This window comes from Spirosoma arcticum (genome assembly GCF_054779955.1).
Genome location: NZ_BAAGXG010000003.1, coordinates 187,198 through 206,295, shown reverse-complemented (window position 1 = coordinate 206,295; position 19,098 = coordinate 187,198). Strand labels below are relative to the sequence as shown.

Here is a 19,098-nt window from a genome sequence, read left to right as displayed (position 1 = left end):
TAGGTAATTTTACGGTGAACCGTACGTACGGTTCGTTACTTGTTGTTTACTGTTTTTATGCTCAACAATCCCGTTCGTGTTCGGGTCGAAGCCCGTCAACAAATTCTGGACACGCTCTTAGCCAATAAAATTCCGGTTGAATACGGGCTGCGGGTGGGTGTGCGTGGTGGTGGCTGTGGATCGTCGTGGTTGCTGGGTTTCGACATGCCCGGTCCGGCCGACGATGTGTATAACGTTGACGGGGTTCGTGTCATTATCGACCGTAAACATTTACTCTACGTACTGGGTGCCGAAATCGGGTATGAAACGGGCGGCTACACAGTGGATAAATAGGTAACTATTCAGGTTTATTCATGTGTGCGGTTGCTGCCAGTGCGTTGCCAGGCTGATTAATTTCCTGGTTTTCAGGCATAATATGCTGCTATCGCTGATTCTGGCATGATTTTAGGTCTACATCGGTAATCTACTTCCTCAGCACTGTGAAACGTATCGAACGACATATCTTTTTAGTACTGGCCGTGCTATCGGTTGGTCTGTCGATACTGTGCTATTTGATACTGGAACGCGATGCGCCGAGCGCGACCGATGAGCAATACCTGAATACGGTTCAGGAGCGTGTCAAAGACGAAATGCGCGTCAGTACCAATGAGTTACGCGATGTTGTGTCGTTACTCAGGAAAAAATCTAACCCTTCTTTCGCTGACCTGAGCCTGCCAACTCGTTACCCGTATTTTGTATTTAAAAACGGGCAGTTGCTGTTTTGGTCCGATTACCGGTTTATTCCCGATTATGACCGCGTGGCCGTTGTAACGCACCCCCGGCTGGTCGATTTTGAGCAGGGGCGCTACGTGGTCAGTCACGAACGCATTCGCAGGAATAACAGCACAGTCGATGTGTTTTCGCTGGTGAATGTGTACCGGTCCTATCAGAACAATAATGCGTACCTGAAATCGGGTTACAACGCTACGCTGTTTGCGCTCGATCCAAAAGCCATTACTGATCAGCGCCAAAACAACTACCAGGCTATTTACGACAACACACCCGTTTTTTTGTTCTCGGTTGTGCCGCCCCAGGTAGATGCCTATCGCAATCAGTCAACACCCGTTAACACCGTTATTCTGGCATCGCTGGGCATTATTTTTTTGGGATTATACGTGTTGCAACTTATAATTGGGCTGAACCAGAAACGAAAGCACGAGTGGGGTTTCATTTGGCTGGCGGGCTACCTTGTTTTACTGCGGGTGGTGATGCTTTACTTTGGCGTACCGTTTTTGTTTGTCGAATCAGATCTGTTCAACCCCAAATTTTACGCATCGTCGGTGCTGGTGCCGTCGCTGGGCGATCTGCTGCTGAACGCTGCCGTGGCGATCGTGCTGGCTTCATACTGGGTCAAGCATTACCACCGCTCGTGGAGTTACACGTTTCTGCTGCGCCGACCCGAATGGGTTTGTAACGTGCTGTCGGTGGGGTTGGTTGTGCTGAGTTACGTTGTGTTCAGCCGTTGCTACGACGAACTCAACAACATTTATGAGAAGTCGCAGTTTACGCTCGATATCACGCTTAATATTAGATTCTCACCGCTGAAAATTGTGTGCCTGCTGGTATTCGTAGCCATTGCTTTTATTTACTTTTTGCTGACTCACCTGCTGGTCAGCCTGTTTTTGCGTTACAACCGATCCGACAGACATGTTCGGGGGATCCTGCTGATTGTGATGGGCACGGCCGTCACGGCCGGTCTGTTTATTGCGCTCAACTGGCAACTGAGGTCTATCCTGCTGCTCAACGGTCTGTTTTTTCTGCTCGCCTATACGGGCCAGTTTCCGAAAACACTGTACACGTTTCAGTACAAGACGTCAATCTATCTGTTCCTGGCGGCCTTTATCTTCGCCGTCACAACCGCCTACGTCGTTTATAATCAGGAGATCAGAAAGCAGTTGGTCTACGAGCGTGAGTTTGGCAAGCAGCTCCTGGCCGAAAACGACGAGTTCGGTGAGTTCCTGATCAGTAAAGCCCAGGAGTCCATCACGCGTGATGCTGAAATTGCCCGCGCCCTGCTAACCGATACGCTGTTGGTGCGGGAGCGGATTCAGCAACGGGTCAAAACGCTGCATCTGGATAAATACATTGATAAATATGACATTGACGTATCCTCGTTTCGGGCCAGTGGAGCACCACTCGACGTAAGTCAGAACGCCACAACACTGGCCAGTCTCACGAACCGTTATCGCCGGTCAATCTTTAAGACGGAGTATCCGGGCGTGTACTTTATTAATGAAGCGAGCAATCAGTTCATTAAGCAGTATGTCTGTTTCGTTCCCCTCCGACAACCGGTGCCGCCCCCAGCCCAACCGGCCGCTACCCCCGCACGGGACACAATTGGGTACGTTGTGCTCGATTTGCGGCTGCGCAACGAGCGGCCAGCGAGCGTTTATCCCGAATTATTAGTCGACACCAAGTTTAGTCAGAATCCCAACAGTCAGAAATACAGCTACGCAATTTTTGGCAACCCACGACTCAACGACCCGCGTTCCGGTTCGTCGGCACTGAACAAACCGCAGCGTCAGCGGCCGACGCCCCGGTTGCTTTACAGCACGGGCAGCTACAACTACGAACGAAAGATGCCGCTGTCGATGCTGGCCGATTCGGCACTGTTCATTAACGGGTTGTCGGCTAATGACTACCAGCACCTGGCGCAGCGTGGCCGCGACGGGCGCGTTGTTGTGGTATCGTCGGAGGAGTATCCCTTTCGGAGCATTTTTGCTAATTTCTCGTTCCTGTACCTGTTGCTGGTGCTGGCCGTACTCCTGGTTATCGTTATCTACGCGGTTAATTACGGCTTTTCCCAGTTCAGCATCAACTACGCGACCCGTATTCAGATTTTGCTTAACGTAGCGTTTTTTGCGCCCCTGTTACTGGTAATACTGATTATTCTGGGCGTGATCAGTTCCAATTATATTGATAATCAGGAGAACACGTACATCAGCAATACCCGGAACATTGCCGCCAATTTTCTGTCTTATCTGGATGAGCACCTCCAGGCCAAGAAGCGCAGTAAGGCGTCGATGGAGGAGGAACTGGGCAAAATTGCCCGTGACGCCGATATTGACATCAACCTGTTCGACACGCAGGGGCAGCTTTACACGTCTACGCGTCCGTTGTTATATGAGAGTGGTCACCTGTCCAAACGCATTAATCCAGAAGCTTACATTCGCATCATTGACGATAAGGAAAATCAAATACTGCTTAACGAATCGCTGGGAACCAAACAATACCGAACGGCTTACGCGAGCATTAAATCGTATAATGGACGGCTGCTGGGGATACTTAGCATTCCCTATTTTTACGCCGGTCCTGAACTCGACCGGCAGATAATCGAAGTGATTGAATCGGCGCTGAGCATCTTCACGGTCCTGTTCCTGTTCTTCCTGGTGGTATCGTACTTCGCGTCGAACGTGCTGACAAAACCGCTGCGTTTACTGACCCAGAAGATTAGAAAAACAAACCTCGACCGGCCAAACGAACCGCTGCCCTGGCACACCGACGACGAGATCGGGCTGCTCATTCGGGAGTATAACCGGATGCTCGTTAACCTCGAAGAAAGCAAGCAGGCGCTTGCCCAGAGCGAAAAACAGTCGGCCTGGCGCGAGATGGCCAAGCAGGTAGCGCACGAAATCAAAAACCCGCTGACCCCCATGAAACTAACGCTGCAACACCTGCAGCGCCAACTACCCAACATCAGCGAAGTCGACAGGAGACCCGGAGGAAACAGCGAGTCAGACCGTAATCAGGTCATTCAGCGAACGCTCGATCTGCTGCTCGACCAAATTGACAACCTGAGTGATATTGCCACGTCGTTCTCCGATTTTGATAAAATGCCGCTACCCCGGAATGAAGTGTTTGAGGTGACGGGCGTAATGAACAAAGCTGCCGATTTTCATGATGACAATTCCCGCATTACGCTCCTTCGACAGATAGCATCCGGGCCGCTGATGGTAATTGGTGACCGGCAATTGATGGGGCGCATTCTGACCAATCTGCTTATCAACGCCATTCAGTCCGTGCCGCCGGTTAGGAAACCGTCTATTAACCTAAAGCTCTATGCGCGGGACGACAAGGTACAAATTGAGATTCACGACAATGGCGTAGGCATTCCCGAAGCCATTCGGACGAAAGTGTTCCTGCCTAATTTCAGCACGAAGCGGGGCGGGGCGGGGCTGGAACTGGCCATTGCCAAGCGGGGCGTGGAGCACGCCGGGGGCAGCATCTGGTTTGAAACCACCGAGGGCGTCGGCACGTCGTTTTTTCTTTCTCTGCCGCTGGCAAGTGTGCCAATGGTGTTGGATGGACAACCGGTTATGCAATAGGACCGACTTAGCGGTAATCCGTTGGCTAACTGGTGGTCATGCAGGCATCACTCGAAAAGCGGAGTGGCAACCAATCCGGTCGATGCATCCCGGTCCCGGTAAGTGTCTTCATCGATGGTCACGTGTTTCCAGTTCTCGCCCGACCGAATGCGATTCAACTGCGTATGCGTAATGCCGAACTGTTTAGCGATCATTTTCAACCGATTCTTATCGCTGCGGAGCAGTTTTTTAATAATAATGACCTTGCTCTCGGTCAGTTTGTAGTTGCGGGTTCGGTAAAGGGCAGGCCGATTTTTAATGGTTGGATTATTTCGGTTGTGCTCGATCATCTCATCCTTCGTAGCCCATTGCAAATTGGTGTAGACATTGTTCTTCTTATCATGGTCTACGTGGATTACGAACGTTTGCTCGGGCCTTTGGCGAACCACGAAATACTCAGCTACCAGTTTATGAACGTACCGATTCAGGGTTTTCCCCCCCGACCGGATGTTAAGCGACCGATAGCCTTGAATAACGGACCCTTTTATGAGCGTACCCTCAGCACTGCCACTCTTTTTGGCCTGATCCGCGTTCGCCACCGACTGAAAACTACGCAGCCGACCATAGCTGGAAACGTGGTAACGGGGTGAGTTGTCAATGCCATCGAACACAATTGGTGTCCACTTCTCATGCCAAAAGCTTTCGTTTTTCTTTTCCATCGGGATTGGTGGTCAGTATGCGTTGCTTAATTAGTCGAAGATCACGTGCTTCAGCGGGGTACTTTGTTTAACAATTGTTCAACAAATGTAAAACAAAATAGTTAGCGCGACCAACACAAAAAATGCTGACAAGTAGAAAAAAACGGGTTAAAGCAGGTGTAGACACGCATTTGATAAGTAAAAAAAAGAGGACGCTTGATAGGCGAGCATCATCTTGTTGGGCTAAAACTCAACAGATGGCTTCATCGCATCTGAAACTGCCATGCTATTAGCTTTGTTAATGCAGGTGATTGCTGCCCAATGCCGCATTTTATTGCTAATGAGTACGCGCATGGATACTGTTCAGGAGAAAAAAACATTGGTGGTCGGAGCCACCGACGATACGGATCGGTATGCCAATCGGGCCGCCCGCAGCTTGTTGCAGCGCGGCCATGCTATTGAACTGCTGGGGCTGCGGGAAGGAACCATCGACGGGCACCCGATCAAAACCGACCAGCCTTATTTGCTGGACATTGACACGGTGACGATGTACGTTGGCCCGCGCAACCAGGCTGTTTTTTACGACTACATCCGGGGATTAAAGCCCCGGCGTGTTATTTTCAACCCCGGTGCCGAAAATCCGGATTTTGCCCGACAGCTACGCAACGACGGTATCGAACCCATCAATGCCTGCACGCTCGTCATGCTTTCGGTAGGAACGTACTGATCGTCAACTTGCCTGACCTGCTATGGATTATCCGTTCTTTTTTTTGATTTGCCTGTTCGTTGTCGGCTTTATTTACGCGTCCGTTGGGCACGGCGGGGCCAGTGGTTACTTAGCTACAATGGCCTTGTTTGGCGTTGCGCCGGTTCTGCTGAAACCGTCGGCGCTGCTGCTTAACCTGTTCGTGTCTACGGTTTCGTTCTGGCAGTTTTACCGGGCGGGTTATTTTCGGTGGGAGAAATTCTGGCCGTTTGCGGTGGCGAGTGTGCCACTGGCGTTTGTAGGGGCCAAGATCCCCCTAAGTGACACGCTTTACCGGCAACTGTTGGCGGGGTGCCTGCTGCTGGTCATTATTCGATTAGTTTGGACGGTGCGTGGCCGGGAGGAGGAGCCGAAGCCTGTGCCGCTGGGCGCAGGATTGCTAACGGGGGGCGTTATTGGTTTGCTGTCCGGCATGATCGGCATTGGCGGGGGCATTATTCTCAGCCCGCTGATGCTGCTGTTTCGCTGGGCGCGGCTGAAAGAAGTGGCGGCTACGTCAGCCCTGTTTATTTTTGTTAATTCGCTCTCGGGCCTGTTTGGGCTGGTGAGCCAGGGATACTCGCCCGATTCGTCTTTGTACAGCTGGATCGGCGCGGCCTTCGCGGGTGGGCTGCTGGGTGGGTACTTTGGGAGCCATCGATTTGCCGTACCCACGCTGCGGTATCTTTTGGCGGCTGGGGTAGGGGTGGCCTGTGTTAAACTCATGCTTACATAAATAACGCCCTTACCTCAACGCGTAATCCTGCCAGTACAAGCGACTCAACCTCGCCTTGTTCGGCTGCAAACGACACCAGTTCGTAGCCTGATTCCTGACGCTGATACACCTCGATGCTGCGGTTGTTGATGTCCACGATCCAGTATTCCGGCACATCCATCCGCTCGTACAGTTTGAATTTCTTGCCCCGGTCAGTTCTGATTGAACTCGGCGAAATTATCTCCACCAACAGGTCGGGTATACCGAAGATACCGTCTTCCCGAATAATATTCTGCTTAGCCGCCGTAACAAACATCAGATCGGGCTGAACGTCGTCGAAGTCGTCCAGCACAACCCCGAAGGGCGCGAAGAGCACCCGGCCCAGTTGACTGGTTTTAACGTGACTGCCGATGATTAAATGAAGATCGGCTAAAATACGCTGATGCGTTGCGGTGGGGTAGTTACGGGGCACAATTTGTCCATCAATGAGTTCAACTATGAATTCCTCGAGTTCGTGCTCGGCAAACTCCATCTCTCTGAACTCTCGATACGAAATTGGGCGGGTGAGCGTCTGCATAATTATCAGCGGCTTTGTTCTGATAAATATATCGAAAATTAAACAAACATCTCTTTGTGGAATACAACGCCTAAGCCACGCAGGGTTACTTTGTTGGTGGCGGGGTCCACGACGATGCAACTGATTTCGGCCGTGTGTCGCTTCGTGTCAATACCTTTGCACTCGAAGCGGGCTTCGTAGTCGGTGTCGGGGTACATAGGCCGGACGAACTCCAGCAACTGCGACAGGTGGACGCCCCCCGTGCCGCCGAAATTTCGGCCAAACACCCGCGCAAACACGCTTGCGCTCAGCATACCGTGCATGATAGGGCGTTTGAATGGCGTTGTGGCCGCGTAATCGGCGTCGAGGTGGAGGGGATTATCATCGCCGGTTAAGTCGGCAAACGTGCGGACGTCGTCCTGGGAGAAGTGATAGCGGTAAGTAAATGTTTCGCCAACGTGCATGGTAGAAATAGGTTGTCGTTTTTGCTTTGACAAAGCTACAAATCTGGCGGGGAACCGCACAACCGACATTACCAGCGAACCAAGGTTGATGCCCAGGTGAAGCCGCTGCCGAAAGCCGCTAAACAAAGTAGGTGGCCATCCTGTATTTTTCCGGCTTCCCAGAGTTCGCTAAGGGCAATTGGTATGGAAGCGGAGGTCGTGTTGCCGTAGTGCTGAATGTTAGTCCAGAGTTTTGCGTCGGGAATGTTCATGCTGCGTTGCACATACTCCAGAATACGTCCGTTGGCCTGGTGCAGCACGAACATGTCTACGTCGCTAAGCGTGAGGTTATTGGAGCAAACGGCCTCGCAAATGACGGCGGGAAATTTCTCGAATGCTTTTTTAAGAACCAGAAAGCCCTTAAACACACCCGTGAACAAGTACGGTGGCTCGAACGGTCCATTGTTAAGATGCACAAAATTATTTTCCGCGTTCAGGTACTGCGGTTTGTACTGGTTAAAGTGATAGTTGCCGTGGCTGCCGGGGTTAATGATCGACAACTCTTCGGCGTGGGTGCCGTCGGAATGCAGATGCGTTGACAGAATGCCCCGATCAGGCTGGTTGGTTGGCTGTAAGACCACCGCCCCAGCTCCATCCGCGAACAACACGGCCACGTCGCGCCCGCGAACGGAGAAATCCAGATTACACGACTGTCGCTCAGCCCCTATTACCAGGATGTTTCGATACGTACCGGTTTTAATAAATTTGTCGGCTACCGACAGCGCGTAGAGGAAGCCGGAGCACTGATTCCGAATGTCGAGCGCCCCGATTTCGGTAGTAGTAATGCCCAACTCCCGCTGGAGCAACACACCGCAGCCGGGTACCAAATAATCGGCACTCATCGTGGCAAAAACAATGAAGTCCACCTCATTGGGCGTAATGCCCGCCCGCTCAATGGCAATTCGGGCCGCAGCGGCTCCCATTGTGGCTGGGGTTTCTTCACCCGCTTTGGCGTACCGCCGTTCGCGGATACCAGTGCGTTCTTCAATCCAGGCGCTGTCTACCCCCATACCCGGTGCTATCTCGTCGTTCGTAACGATGCGTTCGGGCAGGTAGTGACCAACACCGGCAATTCGGGAGTTTATCATTAAATAGATAACTAATTCACCGTGTGTTTGTCCATCAGTCAGGCAAACAAAAAAGCCCTCTGATTGCGCAGAGGGCTTTTTTGTTTGCCGAGGCCCTATCAATGTAATTTACGCAACAATTCTGGCCCGAACTGGTGTAGGGATAATCTGCGTACCATCATCGAGTGTCACCAGAAAGATGAACTGAATTTCGGTGTAATTTGGCAGGGCCACGGGCGCAGTCACTACCGCCGGATACTTCCTCTTAAAATCGGCAATCGTCGTACTAAAAACGACTGTCGTTCCGCTACCGGCAATGGGCGCTGTATTAAACGCCGTGGTAGCCGTAGCAGTGTTCAGCGTACCAACGTTAATGCCTGTACCACCGCCCACAATTTTTGTAATCTCCTTAATTGTGCGCCCACTGGTCGACGGAATGGACACCGTAAACTCAATTTTGCCACCCGCCGAAAGAGAAGTCAGCACAAACGGGTTGAAACCGTAGGTCGTTGTGCCGGGAAATGTGACCGGAACGGCAGGACGATTGTCGCGAACCAGCTCACTGTATACCAAATCGTCTTCGCAGGCAAAATTAGACATTGCTAACGTTGCCAGCAGAAACCCTTTTATGATTGTTAATTTCATGTGTGCGTAGATAAAAAATGAGTTGGTTAATCAACGTCCCACCACAGCTTTACGTTGGTTTGCGGGGCGGGGTTGGGGAAGTTTGGGTTGCGGGTTACCTCGGTTGATGTATACACAAGCCGAACCTGTGGTGTGCCATCAATACCGGCAGCGTTCTGCGAACGGGGGAGCGCAGGCAAGTTGGTCCGGCGGTTATCGTTCCAGATTTCAATACCGTTGCCCGTAAAAGCAATATATTTCTGGGTCATAATCTGCGCCAGTTGTTCCTGTTGCGTACCCTTCAGCGCGTTGGCCGTTATGTATGTGTCGATCTGCGCTGCTGGAATGCCCGCCAGCGTCATCGACGCCCGGATACCTTCAGCGTATAGCGTCTGCGGATCACCCGGTGTACCCAGTATCAGCGCCGACTCCGCCAGAATGAATGCCCGCTGGAAGTTGGTCAGTAACCGAACCGGTCCTTCACCATTCTGCCCAATTACGTAGCTGTTATAACGCGACCAGTTTGTGACCGGCGTGGGTAGTGTTCCCCGGAAACCGTTATCAAGCGTTACATAATCAGCGCCTGGTTTCGTGAAAAATACGGGCAGGCGGGGATCATTCAAACTCCGCAGGAGCGTAAGGTAACGCGTACTCATAATCAGGTCGTCTTTAAAAAGACTCAGGACCGTGTACGTGTACCGGGGATCCTGACTGCCAACGCTGCCACCGAAGGATACATTCAGGTCGTCGGCGTTTAATTTGATGTACACATTCCGGGTCAGTACCTCGTTGATAACCGTTTTGGCCAATTCCGGATCTTTCCGGCTGATGGTATTCGCCAATTTCAACAGCAGCGTGTTGCCAGCCTGCTTCCACTTGGTAATATTGCCCCGGTAGGCTACATCATCCGTGCCCGGCGCAAGGCTACCCCCCGTCACAAGACCCCCCGACGTGAGCGTAACCGAATTCAGGTCGGTCAGACCCTCGCGTACGAGATCGAAGAGGCTTTGAATATTTAACGATGCATTCCCCTTGTAAATATCCTCCTGCTTGTCTAACCGGGGTTGTGTGTTGGTTGCTCCCTGCAACGCCTGCGAGTAGGGGACATCGCCCCACAAGTCGGTAGCTAAGCTGAAACCATACGCCTTCACGATTTTGGCGATGCCCGAATACGCTTTTCCGTTCCCTGCATCACCCAGACGAATGATTTCATTCGCGTTAATCAGCGTACTGTTATAGAGTTCGCCCTGCCACTGATTGTTAAAATCATCGCCCCTCGTGACGTAAACGTCCGTGGCGGATGGCGTTCCACCAGCACCGGTCAACTGCTGCACGGCTACCGAAGTGAACCGGTTCAACTCATTGGCATTGGCGAACGCGGCTCCCACCTCGATTGTGGGTAGTAATACGGCTGGCGTAACCGACGTGGGTCGGTTAGGCGTTACATTAACGTCCAGAAACCGCTGGCACCCGCCTAAACTAATCAGCAACGGCACCAGAATATATGTTTTTTTGAACTGACGAATCATTGGTTGATCTGTTAAAGCAAAACGTTTTTAAAAAGTCAGACGCACGTTAACACCGTAGTTTCGGGTGTTAGGCGCACCACTCAGGTCGAGCCCCTGAATGTTACCCGCCCCCTGCGTGTTAACTTCGGGGTCAGCAAAGTAATTTGGGGCATAGAATAACAGATTACGGCCACTCACACCCACCGAAATTTGCCCAAACGGTGTCTTGTTGAGCAGTGTTTTCGGCAATGAATAGTTCAGCGACAGCTCGCGCAGACGGTACACCGTTGCGTCAAAAGCCGCTCCTTCCGAGCCTAAGCCTCCCAAACCGCCCCAGTAAGTTTGCGCTGGTAGCTGAATGTTGTTAGGCCGGTAACCCGTCACGGTACCATCTGCGCCGGTAACTGGAATCACACCGGGTAAAATGCGCGGTTGGTCGCGGTCAATACCCGTTGCGTAGAGCGAACCGTTCGAGCGTACGTCAGCCGCGCCAAACGACAGAATTTGACCACCCTGGCGCGTATCGACCAACACTTGCAACACTAATCCCCGGTACGAAAATGTGTTGTTTAAGCCAGCCGTGTAGCGTGGTTGCAGATTTGAAATCACCTTACCGGCCGTCGCTGGGGCAAAAAGACCATTCAGCGGGTTGATTACGTTCTGACCAGCAAACTGCCCAGTTGCGTCGTAGTTCGCTTTGGTTGCGTCATCGCTTTGCACACGGGTATTGGCAGAACCGACAATGACTCCGTACGGCTGACCAATGAAGATCGACGGCGAAATGCCGATAAATGAGTTACCATCGATAACTGATTGCTCCACACCCTCAATAATCGACGCGACATTGTTACGGTTCAACGTGTAATTCAGCGCTACGTCCCATTTGAAGCCTTTCGTGCGGACCGGCGTACCCGTCAGCACAAGTTCCAGACCCCGGTTGGTAAGTTCACCCACATTAGTCGTGCGCGTGTCGAAACCCGACGACGGAGCAACCGCTACGTTGAAAATCTGATTGGTCGAGCGCGTATTATATACCGTCGCATCAACACCAATCCGGTTTTGAAAGAAACCTAAATTTATACCTACTTCACCCGACGTCACAAATTCCGGCGTAATATCCTGACTGCCAATCCGTCCATTGATGTCAAAACCCGGAACGTTCGTGCCACCAATCGACAGAGGGAAAGTGACGCTGGCTACGTTATTACCAAAAGTAGCCGAGTTATAAAACGAGGTCAACAAATACGGGTCAGCATCACGACCCACCCGTGCCAGATTGGCCCGCACTTTGGCGTACGACAACACATCTGATTGAATTTTAAACGCTTCTGTGGGTACGAAGCTGACCGCTGCTGATGGGTAGAAGTATAGGTTATTGGCAGCTGGCAGCGTCGATGACTGGTCAGCACGGCCAGTCAATTCCAGAAACAGGTAGTTGTTATAGCCGAACGAAGCCTGCCCGTAGTAGCCAACCAACCGGCGTATTTCTGATTCCTCCGTGCTACTGGTGAACACCGATGCATTGTTGACGTTGAAATACCCAGGAATCGTTAGTGATGTGCCAACTACGTTCTGGTCTTGATTCCGGCGCTGATTAATATTATTACCCAGCAGCAGATTGGCCGTTAGTCCTTCTAAGAAAAACTTGTTGGTCTTAGCCGTGATAATCAGGTCGCCATTTAACTCCGACTGGAATGTATTAAATTGCGAAACCGATCCCAATGGGGTGCGGGCTGAGCCAACCGATTCCGTAAATTTCCGCCGGTCAGTGTAAGTATCGCCCGTTGCCCGGTACAGCACATTCAACCAGGGAAATACATCTTTGCTAATCGTGAAGTTACCAAAGAACCGGTCAACCTGGCCTCTTTCAATCGAGTTGTTAGCGGCAAAGTATGGGTTGTTGATCGTCGTGTTGAAGTACAGACTCCGGCCGTTAGCATCGGTATTTGGTTCGCCGGTCAGGTCATAGCTGCGCGGGATGCGCGTCAACTGCCCAAACGCGCTGCCACCGTTACCGCCACCGATGCCCCGCTGTACGGATTGTACGTACGAAGCCGTACCTGTAATCCGTAGTCCGTTATTCAGCCGGGTCTCGCCACTCATCTGAATGTTAGTTCGCACAAACTTTGTATTTGGTGAGATACCATTCTGGCTGGTGTTGCCCACTGACAATAGGAAGTTTCGGGTTGCGTCGCCCCCGGCAATGTTGGCCGTGTTCTGAAGGATACTGCCCTGCCGGTAAAAATCCAGTACGTTATTAGGGTACGCCCGATAGGGACGCTCCTGTCCCTGAAGGTTAGTGATCGACGTTGGCCCGCCTACAAACGGAGGTCCCCACGAGTTGGTCGAATTATTGACGAACAGGTTGTTAGCCCCCTGACCAAAATCGTTCTGCAAACGCGGAATGCCATACACATTCTGTACGTTGTACGAAGACGTGATCGTGACTTCCGTTTTGTTGTTCTGATTGCGCCCCGACTTAGTCGTGATAACAATGGCACCGGCCGACGCCCGCGACCCGTAAAGCGCGGCTGCGGCTGGTCCTTTCAACACGTTTAACGACTCGATGTTGTCCGGGTTGATGTCGTTCAGGCGGTTGGCCGGTTGAGAGCCGAAGAGCGTGTTCTGCGTATTATTGACGTCGTTGTTGAAAATGATACCATCAACCACAATCAGCGGTTGGTTCGATCCGTTGAAGGACGTAATACCCCGGATGTTGATGTTCGTAGAGGCACCCGGTGCGCCAGACGCGCCCGTAATCTGCACACCCGCCAGCTTACCCTGCAAGCTGTTGAGCAACGTTGGTTCGGACTTCTGCTGGAGCAATGCACCACCAACTTCCTGCGTCGAATAACCCAGCGACCGTTTGTCGCGCTCAATACCCTGGGCGGTTACCACAATCTCGTCCAGACTTTGAGCGCCACTCGTCAACGATACATTAATCGTAGACTGATTGCCGACTGCAATCTCCTGGTTATCAAAACCAATGAAGCTGAATACCAATCGGGCGTTGGCTGGCACGCTCAAGCGGTACTGTCCCTCGGCGTCCGTCGTTGCGCCACGGGTTGTTCCTTTTACCTGGATACTCACGCCCGGTAGAGCGGAGCCATCATCTGATGAAGTGACCCGGCCGTTTACCGTCACATCCTGTGCCAATGCTGGCAAGCAGAACAGCAGAGAAAGAAGCCAGCTTGCTAATAAAATTTTGCGCATAAGTGAGTAGAGATTAAAATTACATTGGAGTCTGTTAAATTGGGTGACAAAGATACTGTCTATACGAATAATTAGTACGTCATGGATTTCGGAAATTACACGATAGTTTAAATCAGAACGCCCTTTTGGAAATTGTGCTTAGTTTTGAGAATTGTGTTCAGTGAGAAATAAAATTGCGCACTATGTCCATTAGGCAATTGTTTGTTATGAGTATGTGGTAAATTGCCTTCTCAATGCATCTGTAACTACTGGTAACGTATTCGATGAATAACTACAAGACCTGCGTAATCGCACTTATCTCAGGAGTTTCTCTACTGCCAACCGCTTTCGGCCAGGCACCAGCGCTGAACGCCCGCTTAGACAAAACCGCCGAGAGTCTCGAAAAAAAGGTGGTTGCCTGGCGTCGGGATTTCCACCAGCACCCCGAACTGGGCAACCGCGAGTTTCAAACAGCAGCTAAAATTGCGGCTCACTTGCAGGCACTCGGCATGGAGGTCAAAACGGGCGTCGGCAAAACGGGCGTCGTGGGGCTGCTCAAAGGAGGTAGGCCGGGTCCGGTAGTGGCGTTGCGGGCTGATATGGATGGCCTGCCCGTGACCGAGCGGGTGGATCTGCCGTTTAAATCCGAGGCCAAAACTGAGTACAACGGCCAGCAAACGGGCATCATGCACGCCTGCGGCCATGATACACACGTCGCCATACTGATGGGCGTTGCCGAGGTGCTGACATCCGTGAAAAGCGACCTGAAGGGTACGGTGAAGTTTATTTTTCAACCCGCCGAAGAGGGCGCACCGGTTGGCGAAGAGGGTGGAGCCTACCTGATGGTGAAAGAAGGCGTTCTGGAAAACCCCAAAGTCGACGCTATTTTCGGATTGCATATCAACTCGCAAACCGAAGTCGGCACGATCAAATACCGGCCCGGCGCGACCATGGCGGCTGTCGATCAGTTCTCCATTAAGCTCCGGGGTAAGCAGACGCACGGCGCGTCTCCCTGGTCGGGGGTAGACCCCATCGTGACGTCGGCGCAGGTGGTGATGGGGTTGCAAACCATCGTGAGCCGCAACCTGCCCCTCACCGATAATGCCGCCGTGGTGACGGTGGGCGCTATTCACGGGGGCATCCGCCAGAATATTATCCCTGAAGAGGTGAACATGATTGGCACAATTCGCTCGCTCGATGCTGACATGCAGAAAACCATCCACCGCCGAATCAACGAAGTCGCGACCAACATTGCGGAGAGTGCCGGGGCCAAAGCCGACGTCAAGATCGACATCATGTATCCCATTACATACAACGACCCCAAACTCACCGACCAGATGATTGGCACACTCGAAACAGTAGCTGGGAAGAGCAACGTTAAAATCACCCCCGCCCAAACCGGTGCCGAAGACTTCTCATTCTATCAGCAGAAAGTACCGGGTTTCTTCTATTTCCTCGGCGGCATGACCAAAGGCACAAAAGTTGTTGATGCGGCTCCGCACCACACGCCCGATTTCAAGATCGACGAAAGCTGCTTTGTGCTCGGCATGAAATCGCTTTGCCACCTGGCCGTGGATTATATGGAACAGTCGGGCAAGCCAGCCACGGTTAGCGGAAAGTAGGTTTTTAGTTGGTAGTTTGTGGTTGGCTGACGCCGGAGAAACCACAAACTACGAACCGCTCCGGCGGCCCGGCACAAACTGTTTCAGACTCCTTCTCGGTTACGCAGAATTCGCGACAGCACCCCCGGCAGGAAGCGTTTCAAATAGATGCCGTACGTTTCCGAGCCACCGATGTACACTTCTTCTTTTTCCCTCTCCACTGCCCGCAGCAGTTGCCGGGCAAATTTGTCAGCAGTCATTCCCTTCGTTTGATTGTCGTCCATTTTTCCATGAACCTGCCCGTCGGGGCCGAGGGCGTGGAGCGAGATGGGAGTTTGGATGTAACCGGGACAGACAAGCGTTACGCGCAGCCCGGCGTCGGCGGTTTCGGCCCGGAGCGCATCGAAAAAGCCGTGGAGGGCGTGTTTACTGGCGCAGTATCCCGAGCGTAGTTTGGTGCCTAATTTGCCTGCTACGCTGCTCGTGACCACAAAATGGCCGCTGCCCTGCGCCAGCATCAGCGGCAATACGGCTTTCGTAAGCGCCACAACGCCGAAAAAATTAACGGCCATCAGTCGCTCATAAACCGACAAATCCGTATTGGCAACTGTGCCGCGCTGGGTGATGCCCGCATTCTGAAATACGTAGTCGATCCGGCCGAAACGCTGCCGCACGGTCTCGACGTGGGCAGGTAGAGTCGCCGTGTCGGTCATATCCATCGGCAACACCAGCACGTCGGATGCGGGCAGACCGGTTTGAGTAGCTACGCGTTGTAACTCGTCGGCCCGGCGAGCCGACAGGATGAGTCGGGCACCCTGTTTGGCCAATGCCAGCGCGACGGCTTCGCCAATGCCCGACGACGCGCCGGTGATCCAGATAACAGAGGTAGAAAAAGACATAGCGAATGCGGACGTTTACGTATTTTTGGCCGGTCAATATACAGGAATAGTAGTGAGGATTGATTGGGCTTCGTTCATGCGAATAGTGGGTATTGCAGGCGCTTTGTTGGTAGGAAGCTTAAATGTGGCGTCGTCGCAGGTCGTTATCACCAATTCAGACGAGCCGACTACCTACGCGTATTGCCAGCAGTTTCAAACCTTATACACCCAGATTCGGGAGCAACGGGTTATCCCCGACTCGGCGCGACTACAGTTCAGTGCCATCCTGCGCGGGTTACAGACCCGTTTCCGGAGTTTAGAAAGCCCCCGCATCGACTCGCTTCAACGCGACAGCCTGCGCCGGACCGGGCGGTATTTCTCGTTTCCTATACGGGGCTACTCGACCAGTGCCATCGGCGGTACCCACGGCGAAGGCTATCGCTCGACTGGTTTTGACCTCTTCGATTACAACGCACGCGGCAGCCACCCGGCTCAGGATATTTTTATCGTCGACCGTAATCAGAATAACTTAGACGACCGCACGAGTCAGCCCGTCGATATTCTGTCCATGAGTAGCGGATTAGTACTGGCCATCGAAACCGCCTGGAAACCCGGCTCCGACTACCGGGGTGGCAACTGGATTTGGGTCTACGATCCAACGCTGCACGGTCTGTTTTACTACGCCCACAACAGCGAAATTCACGTAGCGCCGGGGCAATGGGTGCAGGCCGGGCAGAAACTTGCCGAAATGGGGCGCACCGGCTTCAACGCCTACAAAACCCGCTCGCCCACGCACCTGCACCTGATGTACCTGCAACTTCAGCCCGATGGCCTGCCCCAACCCCTCAATACGTATGATTGGCTGCTGATGGCAAGACTTTCTAAATGATGTATGATGTAGCTGACGCAAGAACATTACATCCAATATCATACATCTCCTACGATTCCCGCACCAAATTAACGCCGGTGACGAGGAAGATCATGCCAACGATGAATGGGGCGGCTGCTTCCCCTTTCGAGACGCTGAGACCCAAAACGGGTTTGCCGTCAGATAAGAAAGCGATTAGCGCGAACAGGATCACGACCACGCCGAGGATGGTGAGCGATGCGCCAAAAAAGCGCCGGAAATTCGTTTTATTCTCCATTGATTGAGTTAGACAGAGTTTTCGTTTTTGGTACTAATTAGGTTAGTAGTGGTCAATTCTGACAGGGCTTTGACCACAGTTAATCCTCGTTTACGGCCTTCATTCACTAAAAACGGAAAAGCCACATCTAATTTATTAGGAACGACACCGTCCAGAATAGCTTCGCGGACGAAGGTTTTTATCTCGCCCACCTGCTTCGAGGGCGGCAGGTTAAAGGTCTCCATAATCAACTCGCCCGTAATCACGGGCTGAAAATTACGCAGTTGATCACGCGCTTCGAGGTCATGTAGTTTGCGCTCGACCCGGTCGAAGTTGCGCAGGTGTTTCTGGACTTTCTCGTAGTTTTTTGAGGTGATATCGGCGCGGCAGAGGGCCATCAGTCCGTCGAGGTCATCGCCCGCATCGACCAGCAACCGGCGCAGGGCCGAGTCGGTAATCTGCTCTTTAGTAAGAGCGATAGGTCGTAGGTGAAGCCGCACAAGTTTCTGCACGAAGCGCATGTGCTCGTTTTGGGGCAGCTTCATGGTCCTGAAAATACCCGGCACCCAGCGGGCACCCAGGTCCTCGTGTCCATGAAACGTCCAGCCAACCCGCTGATCGAAGCGTTTGGTAGCGGGTTTGGCGATGTCGTGCAACAGGGCCGCCCACCGCAGCCACAGTTCATTTTCGCTCAGAGCAGGCGATGATTCCGTGCGGCTGGCTACATTATCGAGCACCTGCAGCGTGTGGTAGAAATTGTCTTTGTGGCCCTTGCCTTCGATGGTCTCGACACCCTTCAGCGCGATCAGTTCGGGGAAAATGCGCTCCAGCAAACCGGCGTGATACAGCAGCTTGAATCCATACGACGGCGTGGTTGACAGGATAATTTTGTTTAGCTCGTCGGTTACGCGCTCCCGCGACACGATACCGATGCGTTCGTTCATGCGCACGATGGCGTCGAAGGTGTCGGGTTCGATGTCGAAGTTCAACTGCGACGCAAACCGGATAGCCCGCATCATGCGCAGGGGATCGTCGGAGAAGGTGATGTCGGGACCGAGCGGGGTTCGGATCGTTTTGCGTTTGAGGTCTTTCAGACCATCGAATGGGTCAATCAACTCACCAAACGAATCCCTGCTCAAGCTAATACCCATTGCGTTGATGGTGAAGTCCCGGCGGTTCTGGTCATCTTCCAGGGTGCCATCTTCCACGATTGGCTTGCGCGATTCGCTCCGGTATGATTCCTTACGGGCACCCACAAACTCCACTTCCCACAGTTGACCCTCGTGTAGAGTTTTCAGCATAGCCGTACCGAAGTTAGGAAACACCGCTACGTTTGTCCGCAGCGCTTTGCCAACGGCTTCGGCCAGTGCAATACCGCTGCCTACGCAGACCACGTCGATGTCCTTCGATGGACGGCCCAGCACCAGATCGCGCACGAATCCGCCAATGACGTAGGCGGGCACACCCAGCCGTTCGGCTTCGTCCGCAATGCGGGCAAAGATTGGGTTGGTATCGAGCGTATCTTTAAAATTCATTTGGTCGGC

16 protein-coding genes are annotated in these 19,098 nt (G+C 52.6%); 6 read left to right on the top strand and 10 right to left on the bottom strand.

Features of this window, described 5'->3' with window-relative positions:
* The first annotated feature begins 57 nt into the window (after positions 1-57).
* Both ACYVHB_RS08100 and ACYVHB_RS08095 read left to right on the top strand, forming a co-directional pair.
* Complete coding sequence (locus ACYVHB_RS08100; protein ID WP_461051197.1) at positions 58-333, top strand: iron-sulfur cluster assembly accessory protein; 276 nt, start codon at positions 58-60, stop codon at positions 331-333.
* A 146-nt stretch (positions 334-479) separates the two neighbouring features.
* The gene (locus tag ACYVHB_RS08095) at positions 480-4,364 is read left to right on the top strand and encodes a sensor histidine kinase (protein WP_461051196.1); all 3,885 of its coding nucleotides are present in this window, start codon (positions 480-482) and stop codon (positions 4,362-4,364) included.
* A 47-nt stretch (positions 4,365-4,411) separates the two neighbouring features.
* Here the strand turns inward: ACYVHB_RS08095 and ACYVHB_RS08090 are convergent, their stop codons facing one another.
* A complete protein-coding gene (locus tag ACYVHB_RS08090) occupies positions 4,412-5,062 on the bottom strand; it encodes an HNH endonuclease (protein WP_461051195.1) in 651 nt (216 codons plus the stop codon).
* Between the two features lie 331 nt (positions 5,063-5,393).
* Between ACYVHB_RS08090 and ACYVHB_RS08085 the strand changes: the two genes are divergently transcribed.
* Positions 5,394-5,768, top strand: a complete 375-nt coding sequence (locus ACYVHB_RS08085; protein WP_461051538.1) for a CoA-binding protein — start codon at positions 5,394-5,396, stop codon at positions 5,766-5,768.
* 22 nt (positions 5,769-5,790) lie between these two features.
* Positions 5,791-6,522: a sulfite exporter TauE/SafE family protein gene (locus tag ACYVHB_RS08080; protein ID WP_461051194.1), complete on the top strand. Its 732-nt coding sequence runs from the start codon at positions 5,791-5,793 to the stop codon at positions 6,520-6,522.
* Here the strand turns inward: ACYVHB_RS08080 and ACYVHB_RS08075 are convergent.
* From ACYVHB_RS08075 to ACYVHB_RS08050, 6 genes are all read right to left on the bottom strand, one after another.
* The gene (locus ACYVHB_RS08075) at positions 6,515-7,078 is read right to left on the bottom strand and encodes a Uma2 family endonuclease (protein WP_461051193.1); all 564 of its coding nucleotides are present in this window, start codon (positions 7,076-7,078) and stop codon (positions 6,515-6,517) included. The genes ACYVHB_RS08080 and ACYVHB_RS08075 overlap by 8 nt on opposite strands.
* Positions 7,079-7,116: 38 nt before the next feature.
* The gene (locus ACYVHB_RS08070) at positions 7,117-7,521 is read right to left on the bottom strand and encodes a MaoC family dehydratase (protein WP_461051192.1); all 405 of its coding nucleotides are present in this window, start codon (positions 7,519-7,521) and stop codon (positions 7,117-7,119) included.
* A 68-nt stretch (positions 7,522-7,589) separates the two neighbouring features.
* A complete protein-coding gene (locus ACYVHB_RS08065) occupies positions 7,590-8,648 on the bottom strand; it encodes a 3-oxoacyl-ACP synthase III family protein (RefSeq protein ID WP_461051191.1) in 1,059 nt (352 codons plus the stop codon).
* Between the two features lie 108 nt (positions 8,649-8,756).
* Positions 8,757-9,272, bottom strand: coding sequence for a hypothetical protein (locus ACYVHB_RS08060; protein ID WP_461051190.1), 516 nt, complete (start codon positions 9,270-9,272; stop codon positions 8,757-8,759).
* 26 nt (positions 9,273-9,298) lie between these two features.
* A complete protein-coding gene (locus tag ACYVHB_RS08055) occupies positions 9,299-10,780 on the bottom strand; it encodes a SusD/RagB family nutrient-binding outer membrane lipoprotein (RefSeq protein WP_461051189.1) in 1,482 nt (493 codons plus the stop codon).
* 27 nt (positions 10,781-10,807) lie between these two features.
* Positions 10,808-13,972 carry a SusC/RagA family TonB-linked outer membrane protein gene (locus ACYVHB_RS08050; protein WP_461051188.1) on the bottom strand — a complete coding sequence of 1,055 codons (3,165 nt, stop codon included), beginning with the start codon at positions 13,970-13,972 and terminating at the stop codon, positions 10,808-10,810.
* A gap of 263 nt (positions 13,973-14,235) precedes the next feature.
* Here ACYVHB_RS08050 and ACYVHB_RS08045 point away from each other — a divergent pair, with 263 nt between their 5' ends.
* Positions 14,236-15,573, top strand: coding sequence for an amidohydrolase (locus ACYVHB_RS08045; protein ID WP_461051187.1), 1,338 nt, complete (start codon positions 14,236-14,238; stop codon positions 15,571-15,573).
* Positions 15,574-15,656: 83 nt separating this feature from the next.
* Here ACYVHB_RS08045 and ACYVHB_RS08040 read toward each other — a convergent pair whose 3' ends face one another.
* Positions 15,657-16,451, bottom strand: coding sequence for an SDR family oxidoreductase (locus ACYVHB_RS08040; protein ID WP_461051186.1), 795 nt, complete (start codon positions 16,449-16,451; stop codon positions 15,657-15,659).
* Positions 16,452-16,527: 76 nt separating this feature from the next.
* Between ACYVHB_RS08040 and ACYVHB_RS08035 the strand changes: the two genes are divergently transcribed.
* Positions 16,528-17,319 (top strand): M23 family metallopeptidase, encoded by a 792-nt coding sequence (locus ACYVHB_RS08035; RefSeq protein WP_461051185.1) that lies wholly within the window; start codon positions 16,528-16,530, stop codon positions 17,317-17,319.
* A gap of 49 nt (positions 17,320-17,368) precedes the next feature.
* On the opposite strand, the gene ACYVHB_RS08030 is transcribed toward ACYVHB_RS08035, so the two are convergent.
* On the bottom strand, positions 17,369-17,575 hold the full coding sequence (locus tag ACYVHB_RS08030) for a hypothetical protein (protein WP_461051184.1): 207 nt from the start codon (positions 17,573-17,575) through the stop codon (positions 17,369-17,371).
* A gap of 8 nt (positions 17,576-17,583) precedes the next feature.
* A complete protein-coding gene (locus ACYVHB_RS08025; protein ID WP_461051183.1) occupies positions 17,584-19,089 on the bottom strand; it encodes a CCA tRNA nucleotidyltransferase in 1,506 nt (501 codons plus the stop codon).
* Positions 19,090-19,098 lie beyond the last annotated feature (9 nt).